Source organism: Limosilactobacillus avium (assembly GCF_947381485.1).
In the GTDB taxonomy this organism is placed as follows: domain Bacteria; phylum Bacillota; class Bacilli; order Lactobacillales; family Lactobacillaceae; genus Limosilactobacillus; species Limosilactobacillus avium.
In genome coordinates this window covers 47,253-62,728 of record NZ_CANCWN010000010.1, presented here as the reverse complement: position 1 = coordinate 62,728, position 15,476 = coordinate 47,253, and the positions used below count along the sequence as shown (strand labels likewise).

Sequence of the window (15,476 nt, the reverse complement as noted above, 5' to 3'; positions counted from 1 at the left end):
TTCGTTACGTTAGTTGACTTACCCGGTTCCGTTGTCTTGCTTGGCGACGTCGGTTGGACCGGACTCGTTGGCTTCGTCACATTGCTTGACTTACCAGGCTCCGTCGGTTTACTTGGTGACGTCGGTTGGACCGGACTCGTTGGCTTCGTTACATTCGTCGTCTTGCCCGGTTCCGTTGGTTTGCTTGGCGACGTTGGCTGAACAGGACTCGTTGGCTTTGTTACGTTAGTAGTCTTACCCGGTTCCGTTGGTTTGCTTGGCGACGTTGGCTGAACGGGGCTCGTTGGCTTCGTTACGTTTGTCGTCTTGCCCGGCTCCGTTGGTTTGCTTGGCGACGTTGGCTGAACAGGACTCGTTGGCTTCGTTACGTTAGTTGACTTACCCGGTTCCGTTGTCTTGCTTGGCGACGTCGGTTGGACCGGACTCGTTGGCTTCGTTACGGTCGTTGACTTACCAGGCTCCGTTGGCCTGTTTGGTGACGTTGGTTGAACAGGGTTTGTCGGCTTCGTTACATTCGTCGTCTTACCAGGCTCTGTCGGCTTGTTTGGTGACGTTGGTTGGACCGGACTCGTCGGTTTCGTTACATTGCTTGCCTGACCAGGCTTCGTTGGCTGGCTTGGCGCAGTCGTTGGCTGGACTGGTTGATCCGGCTTGCTATCCTGATGTTTAGCAGGACTCGTTGGTTGACCCGGCTTACTATCCTGAGACTTAGCGGGACTTGTCGGTTGACCTGGCTGGTCTGATTTACCCGGCTGGCTATCCTGGTGCTTAGCGGGACTCGTCGGTTGACCTGGATTACTGTCCTGATGTTTGTCGGTATCAGGCTTTACCGGTTGCTTATCATCACCTGACTTACCAGGCGTCTTCTTGCCACCATCTGACTTTCCCTGATCCTTCGGTTGTTCTACGAATTCTTCTTCCCCATGTGGAATAACTGGTCGAGGAAATATTGGTGTCTCAGGCTCCCACAAGTCCCAACGGTGCGATTCACCAGCACGGATATTAACCGTTTGGGCCACTAGGTTTCCATCTACGTTTACGTCGACGTTTAACTCAGCGTTCGGGGCGAGCACGCTCCCCATGAAGTAGCCACTAGAAATATTAACGGTCTTAACCCCGCTTCCAAAGTTCCACAGAATATGGTTGGGCTTTGCATGGCTCTCATTTGGCGATAATTGCGTATTGTCGTCATAAATTAACCTCGTCTTGGTTGACAGATTAAGAGTATCCTTGGCCGACCGCACATTAATGATGACAACTTGCCCATCTTTAGTGTCACTATCCAATCCCTTGATAATAATATCCTGCGGCTGTTCCAGGAAATCACTAGGAAGTTCAATAAAGACGACTTTTTCTTTAACATTACTGATATCAATCGTCCGGTTGTTCATGTCACTGAAATTAAGGACGACATTGTCTGATTGTTTTTTCCCTGCAAGATAATCAGCATGGTCGGCTAACTTGGCCAGCTCCCCATCAATATCAATGTGGTTCTTGATAATCCGTACGTCACTCTTCTTGAGATGGTCCATCCGGGTGCCATTAATAAAAACCTGGTCCCCGTTAAACGTGATGTTCGTATCGTCCCCCAGAACAACGTCATTATTACCAGTCCGAAAGGCATTGGAACCAATACCACTGACCTTACTGATGTAATAGGTATCCTTGCTAGTGTGGTTAAAGGACTGACCCCGGGTCCCAAATTCTTGTCCACTTACTAATTCGCCGGTAGCAATGTTTCCGTTCGTATCTGCCTTGGATGAGGTTTTCCCCGCAAAAATATGGAAACCAGCAGCCTTCCCCAGTAATTCGCCCTCGTAAACAGGATTGCTTTCCTTAACCGCTGCCGTTTGTGCCGGTGTCGTGGCCACTTTGTTCGCAGCTACCGTCGTAGTTTCTGCCGCGTTTGTGGCTGTTGAACTCTTCAACGCAACACTATTATTCGTCAGTACCTGGTTGTCGTTGCCGGCCTTAACGGCTGCCGTGGTGGCACCATCATTGGCGCTTGCCTTTTGGCTCAGAACAGTGCTTCCGAAAACTGCTACTGATACCAGTGCCGTTATCCATAATTTGCCAGCTTTATACAATTTGTAATGATCCAGTGATTGTTTGTTCACAGTAACTTACTCCCGATTAATAAAATTTAGCATTAATTAATTTACTACGGGGATAAATACTGAACCAGATTTAAATTATTTACCAAAAGCTTTTGATTATTAACCAAGTCGATTAATATTGATAAATGGCCCCATTGTATTTTTTATAGAATAATTTCCGTAATTTTAGGTATACTATTCCATAAAAAATCGTATATATAACGTTTTACTTTCAAATTATCCGCGGTCAATAAATAAGTAAACCATTATAAAATTAGTCCTAACAAATCAAGTGATAAGTAAGTTTTTTACAAATTTCAGTTTTCTGTTCTTTTTATTCAGTAATTGGCTTACTTTTAAAATGCAATTCACCCCCAGTACCGTACATTTTTGGCACTGGGGGTGAATTAATTAGTATTTATTTTACGGCTTCGGGAAGTTTAGCTTTGGATAGTCCTTTAGTTCCGGAGCGTTGGTTGTGTAATCATCAAACGTACTCTGGTTGCCGTTTTCTGCCTTAACACTCGTCTTTTTCTTCTTCTGCGCATTCTTCAGGTTCTGGAGGCCCTTCTTCAGGTTGTAATTGTAGTCCTTCTTATTAACCTTCTTGAAGTCAGGGAGCTTGTAGAACCGCAGGAGATCACCATTCATGACCCGGTCAGACAGGCCGAGGTCCGTTGTGACGTACTTTTGAATCTTGCTAAAGGCCTTCTTCTGCTTTGGCGTTGCCTTGGTAATCTGTTTACCGTTCTTGGTGTAGTAGTAGTCACCATTGTACTTAGTGTACTTTGGTGTGACCCAGTCACCGTTTCTAAACGGCACAATCTGGTTCCGCTGTGGTGACAAGAGGTCCTGACCAAACTGGATGTAGTTCTTGGAGCTAATCCCTAACAGGTCTTCCAGAGTTGGCAGTACATCAATTTCACCACCATAGGTATGGTCAATGCCACCCTTCAGTCCCTGCATATTAATCATGAATGGGACCTTCTGGAACATTGCCAAGTCGTAGTTAGTGATTTTCTTCTTGTGCAAGATCTGGGCAATTGCGTTCTGGTGGTTATTGGAGATCCCGTAGTGGTCCCCGTACAGGATCAGAACACTGTTTTGCCGTAAACCGGACTTATCAAGGTAGTCCAGGAACTCACCCAGTGATTCATCCAGGTAACGGGCCGTCTGAACATACGGGTCAACGGTATCGTCACCAGTATGCCAAGCTTCAATGTCCTTGTTCTGTTTATCAAGGATGTAAGGGTAGTGGTTAGTAACCGTAATCAGCTTAGCATAGAACGGTTGCGGCAGTTGCTCAATGTAGTGGGCACTTTCCTTTAAGAAGATCTTATCCTTCATCCCGTAGCCGACATCGTAATCCTTGGTCTTTGGGAAGTATTCCTTACTAAAGAAGTACTGGTAGCCAAAGGACTTATAAGCGTTGTCCCGGTTCCAGAAACTTGGGACGTCCCCGTGGAACGATGCTGTCGTGTAACCCAGCTTTTGGTGTAGGAGGGCCGGAGCGGATTGGAAGGTGTTCGTCGTTCCGTCCGTTACCATCGCCGAACCTTCTGGCAAGCCAAAGAGTGAATTTTCCAGCATCATTTCTGCATCGGCCGTCTTCCCCTGGCCAACCTGGTGGAAGAAGTTATCAAAGGCCAGGGTGTCATCAGCGTGGTAAAGCTTATCCAGGTTTGGCATTACTTCTTGCCCATCCTGTTTGTAATCAATCATGAACTGCTGGAGACTTTCCAAGTGGATCACGAAGATGTTCTTACCACGGGCAACCCCCTTATACTGGATGTTTGGTCCCGCGTAATTATGGTGGATAAAGTTAAGAACCGGTTTCAGCTGGTCCTGGTCGGCGCGGGCTTTGACGACGCTATTATGGGTCGTCTTGACCCCATCATAAATGGTATACGCCTGCAGGCCAAGGTACTTAACAATGTAGTTATTATCAAACGTCCGGGTCAAAAGCTGCGAACGGTTGGACTCGGCCATCCCCAGGTTGGCACCAAAGAGGATAAAACCGAGGGCCGTCACGGTGATGGCGTAGCGGGTCTTAAAGCGCCGCATGTCAACCCGGATGATGTGGAACAGCAAGACCAGGGCCAAGATGATTACATCGGCGTAGACCAGGAAGTCTCCGGGACGCATGATTCCCATCAGACTCTTACCCAGGTTGTTGGAAGTTGCTCCAGAACCCTTGATAACGTTAAAGGTAATGAAATCAGAAAATTCACGGTAGTACAGGATGTTGGAGAATAGCCACGTCGATAAAAGGGCGTTAATAATCAACATCAACCAGTACGACAACCGTCCCCGGAAGTACAGTGCAATCCCTAGGAAAACCAGGGCTCCCGGTATTGTATTGAACGCGAGCAGGAAGTGTTGCATGCTTCCCTTAACACCGAGGTTGAATTCATTCTGGTATGCCCAATAACTCTTAAGGCAAAATAAGAGTACGGCGAGCAGAAAGAACCCTAACTTGGTATTCAAGCCACGTCGCAACTTTTGCAACGCTGTTTTCATAATTTGTTCCTCCATTAAAAATATCAACTTAAACAATAATACATTCTGCTAACGAATAGCAATCATCAAAGCGGCTTTTTTTCAAAAAGTTTAAATTTACTCGCCCTAAAATTAGTGGGTACCGCTTTCAACATCTTACTTTCCGATATTAAACATGTTATCATTTATCAGCACTATTTAAGGAGGGAGCGTTATTCACCATGTCACTTAGTAAGAAACAGGCCAACTTGATGTTATTAGCTGTCGCTATCCTCTGGGGGAGCAGCTACGTCTTCGCCAAATTAACGGTCGATGCCGGCATGCACTCCGGGCTGATCAATGCCTGCCGGGGGACGATGTGTGTCGCCGCCGGGAGCCTGATCTTTTTCAAAAAGCTTCGGCACATGACCTGGGTCGACGTCCGTCTGGGCCTGACCATCGGGACGATTAACTTTTTGGGCTACTACCTACAGACGGACGCCCTACGCTACACGACCCCGGCCAAAAACGCCTTTTTAACAACCCTGTACATTGTTGTGGCCCCACTCTTACTGTGGCTATTCTGGCATGAGCGCCCCCAGCGAAAGGCATACTTTTCAATTGCCCTTTCAATCATCGGGATGGCCGTCATCACCAACGTCTTAGGGAGCAACCTCCACCTGCAATTTGGTGATGTTTTAACGCTGATCTCCACCGTTTTCTGGGCCGCCCAGATCATCTTCTTCGCTAAGTACGCCCCCCACGCCTCCAGCCCCTGGGTCCTGATTTTCATGATTGGGATCTGCCAGGGAACCTTTGGCTGGATCACAACCTTCCTCTTTGAGCGCCCCACACTGGTGCACGTTCACTGGGTCCAAGCGTTGATTCCCCTAGCCATTTTGGCCATTGGGGTGACCTTCCTTGCCCAGGGGATGCAGATCACCGGGCAGGCATATACGGACCCGACCACGGCCGGGTTGATCCTGATGCTGGAATCGTTCTTTGCTAGTGTCATGTCCGTCATCATGGGCTATGATCCCCTGACACCACAGCTGGTTATCGGTGGTTTTATCCTCCTGGTTGCCAACGCCATCATGCAGGTAAACATCCATATTCCATTCTTAAAACGGAAGGCATTATAAAGAATAAGAAGCTGGGAAAAAAGCTTCAGAGTGCTCCGTATGGCTAGTATAGGACGATTGTTGGCACGGTACGGGCCAATGATTGTCCGTAACTAGACACTAGGAGCACGCTTTTTTTCCGCGATTACTGTGTAATATTCGGAGAACTAAAGAGGCTGGTGAGAAAAATTCTCCCAGCCTTTTTTCTGTTATTTCTTAATTAATTCATACTCGTCTGCGGGCACCTTAGCAATCAGCTTGGTTTGCCGCCCGACCGCCGTTAGAGTCAGCGCGTGCATTGCCCGGGAGCAAATCGTGTAGAGAAGTTGACGCTCATCATCCCCCTGATACTGGTGGTCATTTGCGTTCCACACAATCACGGCGTCGAACTCAAGGCCCTTAGCTAAGAATGACGGCACGATGATGGCTCCCTTCACGAGTCGCTGGTTCTCCGTCCGAATCAGGGTCGTTTTGAAGTTGCGGCGTTCCAAGGCCCGGTGCAGCTGCTCACTATCCTCAAGGGTCTTACCGATGATGGCGACCGCGTCGTGTTCCCCCTGGTACTTCTTAAGTGCTGCAACCAGAGCATCAACACCCCCGTCAAAGTCGGCAGCGGTGACCACCTGCGGCAGTTCACCGTCCCGATTAAAGGCCTCGATTGCCTCGCCATTTTCCAGGATGTGCTTGGTAAAGTTAGTGATTTGCTTGGTCGACCGGTATGACTTGGTTAACTGCACAACCCGGGTCTTTTCGGGATCAAACATCGTGCTCAGCTGGCGCAGCAGAGACCGACTATTCTCGTGGGTAAAGATTGCTTGGTTGAGGTCCCCCAACAAGGTGAACTTTGCCCGGGGGAAGCGGTACTTCAGGTAGGCCAACTGGTAGGCATCGTAGTCCTGGACCTCATCGACAAAGACGTAGCGGATGTCACGCTGACCGTGCTTCCCCGTAATCAAGTCATATAGGTAGAGGTAAATCGTGATCCCCTCGGCACTGATGTTGTGCTTGATCAGCTCCTCCTTGGTCCCGTCCACAAAGGTGGTCCACTGTTCAGGTGTTAGGTTAAAAGCCGATAGGTCAACCAGCTTCGGGGTTACCCGTAGCAGGTGCAGGTATTGGGCATTGATGTTCAGCCACAGGTTGTGGTTGATGGCCCGTTTGATTGGTTCGAAGGCCTTCATGACGATTTTCCGGGCCAGGAACTTGAATTCCTTATCATCACTTTCAAACTCCCGCGGCTGGTTGGCAAACAGGGTGTCCAGTTCTTCCTTACTCAGGTCCTGGATCCGCTGTTCTACCCACTTGCTGCGCATCTCGCTGCTGACCCGGCGGTTAAGGTACTTGATCAGCTCCTCCTTGGTCCCGTCTAGCCGGTTGCCAAGGTTGTAGTTATTGTTAAAGGAGTAGTAGATTTCACGAATCTTTTCCTTACTGATGAAGACCTTCTTATTAAACATGATGTTACGAAAACGCATATTAGCATGGCCGAGGCGCTTGGCGTAACGCGCTGTGGCCTTGAAGTATTGAAGGCTCGTACACAGGCGTTGGGCGTTTTGGCTAACCTCATCCTGGTGGGCTTCAAAACGCTGGGCCAGTGTCTGGACATGCAGGCGGGGGACACGGCGGTTGGCAAACTGGAAGTAGGTCATCTGAACCATATTGTGTTCGCCCAACTCCGGCAATACCTGGTCAATGTAGTCATTGAAGAGTTGGTTCGGTGAGAAGAGGACGACCTGTGAGGATGACAGGTTCCCCCGGTACCGGTACAGCAGCCAGGCAACCCGCTGGAGGACGGCGGCCGTCTTTCCGGAACCCGCGGCCCCCTGAACGAAGAGGAGGTCATCTTTCGTATCCCGGATAATCTCGTTCTGGGTCCGTTGGATGGTGGTGACGATACTCTTCATCTTGGTGCTGGAGTGGTTGCCCAGTGCTTCTAGAAGCATCTGGTCGCCGACCTGTTCGTCCGTATCAAAGATCGTTACGATGGTGCCGTCCTTGATTTGAAACTGCCGTTTGAGGGTCATGTTGACCTCCTGGGGGCCCACCGGCGTGTCATACTTCACCTTGCCGAGTTTTCCCTCGTAGTAGACAGAGGAAATCGGTGCCCGCCAGTCATAAATCAAAAAGTGGTCGGGCTTGTCACTAAACGATGCCAGGCCAATATAGATTGACTCTGGCTGGTCCGCCCCCTTTTCCTGGAAGTCGATCCGGGCAAAGTACGGTTTCTTCTCCAAGCGTTTCAAGGTTGCCAGGTGGTCAGCCGCGTGCTGCCAACTGTTGTTCCGTTCATCCAGCATCTGTTGCTGGGCCCGAAAGGACATTGCCGTATCCATCATCCCGGAATACGTCGTGGTGTTTAAGTGAATGTCATTCGTTTGCTTATTGATATCTTCAATATCATTTTTAGCCGTGCTAATTCGCTGGGCGGCTCTTCCCTTGGCCTTCTTGATCTCAGTCAAAACGTGGTCAAGGTGCTTTTGCTCATATTCTCTTACCGAATTTTCAGTCACGAGGATTCCCTACCTTTCAGGATTTCAAAATCGTTTTTCTATTATAGCATTCCCGATTTATATCCGTTAGTGTTTGCCTTTCCCACCACGAAAAAAGGACCATTGTTTAAGGCTGGCTTAATTTTAAGGCGGATTGCTAGTCAACGATGGTGCAAACATTCTAAAATAGAATTAATAATTCGCTGGAAGGGGGGCGCTTATATGGCCCACATTTTTTATATTCTGACCCACATTGCGGAAATCCTGATCCCCATGTTTGAGTGGCTTGGTCCGTGGAGCTACCTAATCCTATTCGTAATTGTCTTCATGGAAACCGGCCTGGTGGTCTTCCCCTGGTTGCCCGGGGGGTCGCTCGTCTTTTTGACCAGCTCGTTTATCGCCGTCCACCCGATCCTCAAAATGCAGATTGTCATCCCCGTCTTCTTCTTTGCGGCCTTCATCGGTGACTCAGTCAACTACTTTATCGGCCATAGTCTGTCACGCTGGCACTGGCTGCAGAAGCACCTCAACGGCCCCCGGATGCTAAAGGCTAAGGAATACCTCGACAAGTACGGCTTCTGGGCCGTTGCTTTCGGGCGCTTTATCCCCTTCATTCGTTCCTTTATCCCGACCATTTCGGGAATGATGCACTACCGATTCCGCCACTTTACGGTGGGTAACTTCGTCGGGGTAGCCCTTTGGGTGGCCCTCGGCTGTGGCGTGGGTTATTTCTTCGGCAGCATTCCCCTCGTCCACGACCACTTCTCCCTCGTGATTCTGGCAATGGCCTCCTGTGCCATCCTGGCCGGGTTGGGGATGTGGGGCATTAAGCTGATCCGCCAGCGGATTCTCCGGAAGAATCGGATGATCTAAGGGGTCTCTAGTTATTTTTGTCCGCTATTCATGGTAAAATATGAATAGCTTTTTTCATTAATTAGGAGACAAAGGAGTTTTTACGTATGGCAATTACCGCTTATTTTGTTCGTCATGGTCAAACCTACCTCAACCGTTACAACCGTGTTCAAGGATGGTCCGATGCGCCGCTTACTGCAAAGGGTAAGGCGGACGCACAACGAACGGGCAAGGTGCTGGCCAACGTTGACTTTGACTACGTCTTCAGCAGTGACCTCGCCCGGACGATGGCAACTTCACGCCTCCTGCTCGCGGCGGACCCCAACACTGACATCAAGGAGCCCACACCAGAGCCGGCCTTCCGTGAAGAGTTCTTCGGAAGCTTCGAAGGGTTAAACGGTTCGGCCGTCACCGACTTTCTTTCCGGGGAGGAAGACTTTCACTCCTTCTCCGACATGTTTGCCGGCTGGGGCCCTGATAAGTTAAAGGATAAGCTGGCCGCTGCGGACCCTTATGGCGACGCCGAAGACCACGTCCAATTTTGGAACCGGGTCAACAAGGGGATGGACCGACTCCGGGCCCTCCCGGACGGATCAACCGTCATCGTTATTTCCCATGGGATGACCATTCGTTCAATTGCCGAACACTTCGGTTACCAAACCCCATCCTCAGTCCGAAACGGGAGTCTGACCCGCTTGACATTAACGGCAGACAAGACCCACGTTGACTTTTACGACCAATTAGAACTTCCAGAATAATCATTGATCCTAAGGGGGAACACTATTCTTCAATGGATAACAATATACAAAAAGATGAACAAGTAATCATTGCCGGCCTCGACACGGGGCAGGAAGACTACGACTATTCAATGACCGAACTGGCCGAATTAGCCCAGGCCAATCACATGGATGTCGTCCAACGGGTTGACCAGGTAATTGACCGCCCTAACCCTGCCACCTACTTTGGCACGGGGAAGGTGGCAGAAATCGCGGAGGTTGCAGCCACCAACGACGCCACCACCATCATCACCAACGATGAGCTCTCGCCAAGTCAGCTGCGGAACCTTGAGGAAGAGGTTGGCTGCCGGATTCTTGACCGGACAGCCCTCATCCTCGAAATCTTTGCTAACCGGGCCCAGACCAAGGAGGCCAAACTGCAGGTCCAGATTGCGGAACTCCAGTACCGCCTGCCCCGGCTGCAAACCAGTGCCAGTCAGCGCCTTGACCAGCAGACTGGTGGCGGGAGCGGCTTTACTAACCGGGGGGCCGGTGAAACGAAGCTGGAAATGGACCGGCGGACGATCCAACACCAGATTTCCCACCTCCGTCACGAGCTAGCTGACATTGACAAGTCCGAAGCCACTAAGCGGAAGCAACGGGCCAAGAGTAATATTCCAACCGCCGCCCTGGTCGGCTACACCAACGCCGGTAAGTCCACCATCATGAACGGATTAGTCCGTCGTTACGGGGCAGTTGAAGACAAAACGGTGTTTGAAAAGAACATGCTCTTCGCCACCCTGGATACCAGTGTCCGTCGCTTGACTTTGCCAAGCAAGAAGGACTTTCTTCTTAGTGATACCGTCGGTTTTGTCAGCAAGCTGCCGACCAACCTGGTTAAGTCCTTCCGGTCGACCCTAGCGGAAGCCGCCAACGCTGACCTGTTAATCCAGGTAATCGACTACTCGGACCCCCACTACGAAGAAATGATGCACACCACTGAACAGACCCTGAAGCAGATCGGTATTGAAAACATCCCGATGATCAACGTCTTCAACAAGGCCGATAAAACCGAGATTGAGTTCCCGGTTCTTGAAGGGGATGACCAGGTGGTAATCTCGGCCAAGCAGCCGGAATCACTGGACCTCCTGGTAAACGTTATTCGTAAGCACCTCTTCAAGGATTACGTCCAGGTCAAGCTCCTCCTCCCATTCGCAGAGGGGCAGCTGGTGTCTTACCTCAACGAACACACTAACATCTTGAATACCGAGTACCGGACGGACGGCACCCTTTTGACGGTGGAAATGTCACCCCAAGAGGCCCAGCGCTTTACGAAGTACGAGGTATAAAAAAAGCTCCTGAAGCTCGTAGTAATTACGAGTTTCGGGAGCTTTTTGCATTAACAGCTTACTTGATATGGGTAAAGTATCTTTCAGGGAGTGACTGTAAAATCGTTGCCAGGACAATTAGGACTCCCCCAATCCAGTCAGGTAAACTGAACGGTGTGGCCAGGAAGAAAACTGCTAGCAGAGTGGCAACCAAAGGCTCAAAGGCCCCGAGCATTCCGGTTGTACTGGAATCAATGTAGTTGATACTGGCAAGGTAAAGGGTATAGGCAAGAAGTGTCCCGAAAATAATGATGAACAGGATTGTCGTAACATCAACCACGTTTAATGACGGAACGGGCATTGTCCAGTACAGTGGCAGAAAGGCCAAACCGGCAATCAGCATTGACCAGCCAACGATGGTAATTGTTCCGAACTCTTTGAAAAGCTTACGCGGCATAATCGTATTAATTGCTTCTGAAACTGCCGCCAGCAGTCCCCAAATACATGCCAATGGGGACAGGGCGAGATGGCTTGGGTGACCATTCGTGGCCAACAGGAAGGTCCCGATGAGGGCCACAATGATTGAAATTACGTTCAGTCGCCGGGGCAGCATTTTGGTGTGGATGGCCATGTAAAAGATAATGAAGACGGGAGCCAGGTATTGGATCACCGTTGCCGTTGGGGCATTACTGTACTTAACGGCAACATAATACGACATCTGGGACGCTCCCATCCCAATAAAGGAGAACAGGATCAGATAAAGGACCCGCGACCAGCTACTAAATAGCCTTTTGACCGCAGCTGGTTGCTTAAAAGTTGAATATAAGACCAGCAGGATTCCGGCGCCCAGTAAGCGAAGCCCGACAAGCCAATATTCGTTAATGGTTGGGTTCTGGAACAGGAACTGCACGGCAGCCCCAGACATTCCCCCAAAATGATGCCCCAACAATGGCTAAGGTGATTCCCCTTCTCTTATCTGTCGCCATCTTACCATCTCCCTCATACGCTAATTTTAAGCATGCAAACAGTATATCATTTAGCAAGAACTAGCGTAAAGAAACTAAGATTTTGCACACAAAAAGCCCTGCTCAGTCACTGACCGAACAGGGCTTTTTGTGCAAATTATTACTTAGACTGGATTCCGCCATCGTCCTCCATTTTATCAAGGAACTTCTGGTTCTTGTCCAACTTTGGGTTGATATTAAAGAGGTGGTGGTGAATACCAAGCATCCCCGCTAACAGGAGCAAGTTGAAGAGAACCGCAATTCCTAGCAAGACAAGGTTGCAGAACATTGCGTAGTGGGCACCAATCCCGCTACTAATTGACTGCCGTAGTCCCAGGATTGAGTAGGTCATCGGTAGGAACCAGTGAATGACGTTGTAGAACTTCATCGTAACTTCCATTGGGAAGGTCCCGCCAGAACCACCAAGTTGCAGCATCAGCAGAACCATGGCGACGAACCGGCCGGGGTTATCGAAGGTCATTGACAGGAACATTACGATCGCCATCGACGCTAGCCCAAAGCAGATACTAGTGGCAAACATCGACGCGATGTGGTCCGTTGTCAAACCAACGGCCAGCATAACAGCATCTTCGATAATGGCCATCAGGGTAACCGCCACGGCCCCAACAACAACCTTACTGATCCACCAGGAGACAGCCGACTTACCTTCGACAGCCACCCGCCGAATTGGGTAGATGAAGTTAAATACCAGGATACCAACGTAGAGGGCAACAGACAGAACATAAGGAGCCAAAGCGTGACCGTAGTTTGGCACGTAGCTGTAGTTCTTGTGCTTAACCGTCGTTGGTTCAGCAAACATCTTCGCAGTCTTGTTAGTTGGCTTAACGTTGTTAATTGCCTTAGCACCCGCCGCTAATGACGAAGCCAGACGACCAGCACCGTTATTCAGCTGGGTAATCCCACTGATGAGCGCTGGTGAGTTATCAGCCAACTGTTGAGTCCCGGAAGCCAGCAGGTTAACCCCACTGATCAAAGCCGGTACCTGGGCATTTAATTGTCCCAGAGCGCTCGCCAATTGACCGGCCCCGGCGTTCAGTGCACCGCTGTTGGCAACCAGCTGGTTAGCACCGGCCCCGGCCTGGGCAACCCCAGCCGTGTATTGACCAATACCACCGCTCAGGGTGTTGGCACCAGCCGCCGCAGTTGCTACACCATTCGTGTACTGACCGATACCGCTGTTCAACGTGTTAGCACCGTTAGCCAGCTGTTGGGTAGCAGAGGTCAACTGACCGGAAGCGGTTGTCAGGGCCGCGCTGGTCCCGTTCTGCATGGTCAGGAGGCTGTTTTGAAGGTCCGCAGCCGCCTTCTGAACGTTTGCCGTGTTCTGACCGGCACTATTTGCTGACTGGTCAACCGCTGCCTTGAGCCGGTTAACCCCGGCCTGCAGTTGACTAATCTGCCCCACTAATTTAGCGGACTGACCGTTATCGGTACTCTTTTGGGTGGTTGTACTGTTGTTGCTAGAACTAGCAGCCGCACTAATTGCCGCCTTGGCCGCTTCAATCTTTGCCTGGCCGGCCGGGTCCTTAGCTTCAACACCATTCAGGTCTGCAGCAGCGGCCTGCAATTGGGAACTATTGTTGCTGCCACTGTTGGTCGTCGTGGTGGTTGAACTTGCCCCTGCCGAAGCTGCCTGCTTCAACTGTTCAAGTCCGGCACTAATCGTTCCCAGCTGACCAGAGAGTTCCTTCAACTGGTTACCACTCTGGGCAACTGGCTGCAGGGCAGCGTTCAATGCCTGAGCCTTAGTACTGATGTCGCCGGACATTGCCCCCATCTGGCTCTGCAGTTGGGGAAGGAGACTATTAACTTGGTTGTTTAATTCCGTATTACCGGCGGCAAGCTGGTTGGCACCACTCTGTAATGCAGCAGAGTTACCGTTCAGGGTATTTAAACCGCCCGCTAACTGGCTGGCCCCGGAACTGAGTTGTCCAGAGTTTGCCTGGAGGAGCCCCAACCCACTGGCGAGTTGACCAACCCCACCAGTGTATTGCTGGATTCCGGCGGCCAGGGTCTGGCTACCGCTCGCTAACTGCTGAGCACCGCTGGCCAGGGGCGCAACGGACATCCGTAACTGCTGCACACCGTTGTTGACCTGGTAGACACCGGCAACGTAACGGTTAACCCCGTCATTTAAGGTGACCAGACCGGTACTCAATTGCTGGGCACCATCGGCAGCTTTGGTCATCCCCTTACCGACAACGTGGAGTTCCTTAAACATCGCGGTGGCGTAGGCCTTCGTAACCTGGGAGCGGATTTTGCTATTCAGCCTGGTCGTCCCAATCTGGGTCATAACCTGCCCAATGTAGTTCAAGGAACCGTTCGTTTCGTAATGGAGCTTCATCGTCTTCGGATGCTTTTCCATTACGGTTGTGGCATCTTCAGAAAAGTTCTTCGGGATGGTGATTACCGCGTAGTATTGGCGGTGACTAATCCCGTATTGTGCCTTCTTTTGGGAAACAATTTCCCACTTCATTTGATGGTTGTGGCGCAGTTGTTTGACCGTTTGCTGACCAACATTCATCTTCCGGCCCTGGTATTCGACCGGAACATCCTTGTTGACCACCGCAATCGGCAAGTCTCGCGTACTACCATACGGGTCCCACACTGACTTTAAGAAGAAGATACTGTACAGGAACGGTAACAGGCAAATTACCGAAACCGAGAGCAGTAAGATATGGTTCTTAAAGAGGTTGCGGAATTCCGCTTTGATCATTTCACCCATTTTGAAATGTTCACCTCATTATTATTGATTTACAAAGTGCTGTTAGACATCGAAAGGACTGACTGCTTTGCGAATTTGATAAACTCATCAATTGGCACGTCGTAGTTGTTCTTTTGCCACCAATAAAACGCCCCGATGATGGAACCACTAAATACGTACGCCATCATCTCTGGGTTATCGGACTTCTGAACGGCTTCGATTACGACATCGTTGGTATGTCCGCGTTTACAGCGGTCTAAGATAACTTGACTAAAGATACGTAGCATTTCCGTATACAGTGAACTGTGTGAGTTGCTTGATGCTAGGTGACGAATAAGGTTCTTGTGATCATTAATGTATAAAACGAATTGCTTAATAATATCTTCTTCTGATTCACCTGAATCTACAATCCGACTAATCTGGGCATCCAGCGTCTGCTCAAGGAGATCATACTTATCACTGAAGTAACGGTAAAAACTACTCCGGTGCAGCAGTGCTTCGTTACAGATTTGGTCAACTGTTAAGTGCTCAAACGAGTTTTTCTCCAAAAGTGTCAACAATGCGTTCTGAAAATCCCGTACTGTTCGTGTGACCCGCAATTTGCTCGCCTCCTTGTACCATTATGACAAATTATAGTGTATACCGTGTTCTTACAGGACAACAGAGT

General features: G+C 49.9%; 10 protein-coding genes. 4 read left to right on the top strand and 6 right to left on the bottom strand.

Annotated elements, in window-relative coordinates; translation table 11 throughout:
- Positions 1-2,117: collagen-binding domain-containing protein (locus tag QOS01_RS04960; RefSeq protein ID WP_283621353.1), on the bottom strand; the 2,117-nt coding region annotated here is incomplete at its 3' end.
- Positions 2,118-2,519: 402 nt separating this feature from the next.
- Positions 2,520-4,616: an LTA synthase family protein gene (locus QOS01_RS04955; protein WP_283621352.1), complete on the bottom strand. Its 2,097-nt coding sequence runs from the start codon at positions 4,614-4,616 to the stop codon at positions 2,520-2,522.
- 230 nt (positions 4,617-4,846) lie between these two features.
- Here QOS01_RS04955 and QOS01_RS04950 point away from each other — a divergent pair, with 230 nt between their 5' ends.
- A complete protein-coding gene (locus tag QOS01_RS04950; RefSeq protein ID WP_283621354.1) occupies positions 4,847-5,716 on the top strand; it encodes a DMT family transporter in 870 nt (289 codons plus the stop codon).
- Positions 5,717-5,904: 188 nt separating this feature from the next.
- On the opposite strand, the gene helD is transcribed toward QOS01_RS04950, so the two are convergent.
- A complete protein-coding gene (helD, locus tag QOS01_RS04945; protein ID WP_283621351.1) occupies positions 5,905-8,205 on the bottom strand; it encodes an RNA polymerase recycling motor HelD in 2,301 nt (766 codons plus the stop codon).
- Positions 8,206-8,406: 201 nt separating this feature from the next.
- Here helD and QOS01_RS04940 point away from each other — a divergent pair, with 201 nt between their 5' ends.
- The 3 genes from QOS01_RS04940 to hflX all read left to right on the top strand — a co-directional run bounded on the left by QOS01_RS04940 (position 8,407) and on the right by hflX (position 11,101).
- Positions 8,407-9,057 carry a DedA family protein gene (locus QOS01_RS04940; protein WP_283621350.1) on the top strand — a complete coding sequence of 217 codons (651 nt, stop codon included), beginning with the start codon at positions 8,407-8,409 and terminating at the stop codon, positions 9,055-9,057.
- Between the two features lie 86 nt (positions 9,058-9,143).
- Positions 9,144-9,794, top strand: coding sequence for a histidine phosphatase family protein (locus tag QOS01_RS04935; protein WP_047769033.1), 651 nt, complete (start codon positions 9,144-9,146; stop codon positions 9,792-9,794).
- Between the two features lie 32 nt (positions 9,795-9,826).
- A complete protein-coding gene (gene hflX, locus QOS01_RS04930; RefSeq protein ID WP_047769031.1) occupies positions 9,827-11,101 on the top strand; it encodes a GTPase HflX in 1,275 nt (424 codons plus the stop codon).
- A gap of 58 nt (positions 11,102-11,159) precedes the next feature.
- Here hflX and QOS01_RS04925 read toward each other — a convergent pair whose 3' ends face one another.
- The 3 genes from QOS01_RS04925 to QOS01_RS04915 form a co-directional block, all read right to left on the bottom strand.
- A complete protein-coding gene (locus QOS01_RS04925) occupies positions 11,160-12,026 on the bottom strand; it encodes a DMT family transporter (RefSeq protein ID WP_283621349.1) in 867 nt (288 codons plus the stop codon).
- A 179-nt stretch (positions 12,027-12,205) separates the two neighbouring features.
- A complete protein-coding gene (locus tag QOS01_RS04920) occupies positions 12,206-14,830 on the bottom strand; it encodes a YhgE/Pip domain-containing protein (protein ID WP_283621348.1) in 2,625 nt (874 codons plus the stop codon).
- A gap of 29 nt (positions 14,831-14,859) precedes the next feature.
- A complete protein-coding gene (locus QOS01_RS04915) occupies positions 14,860-15,408 on the bottom strand; it encodes a TetR/AcrR family transcriptional regulator (RefSeq protein ID WP_283621347.1) in 549 nt (182 codons plus the stop codon).
- Positions 15,409-15,476 lie beyond the last annotated feature (68 nt).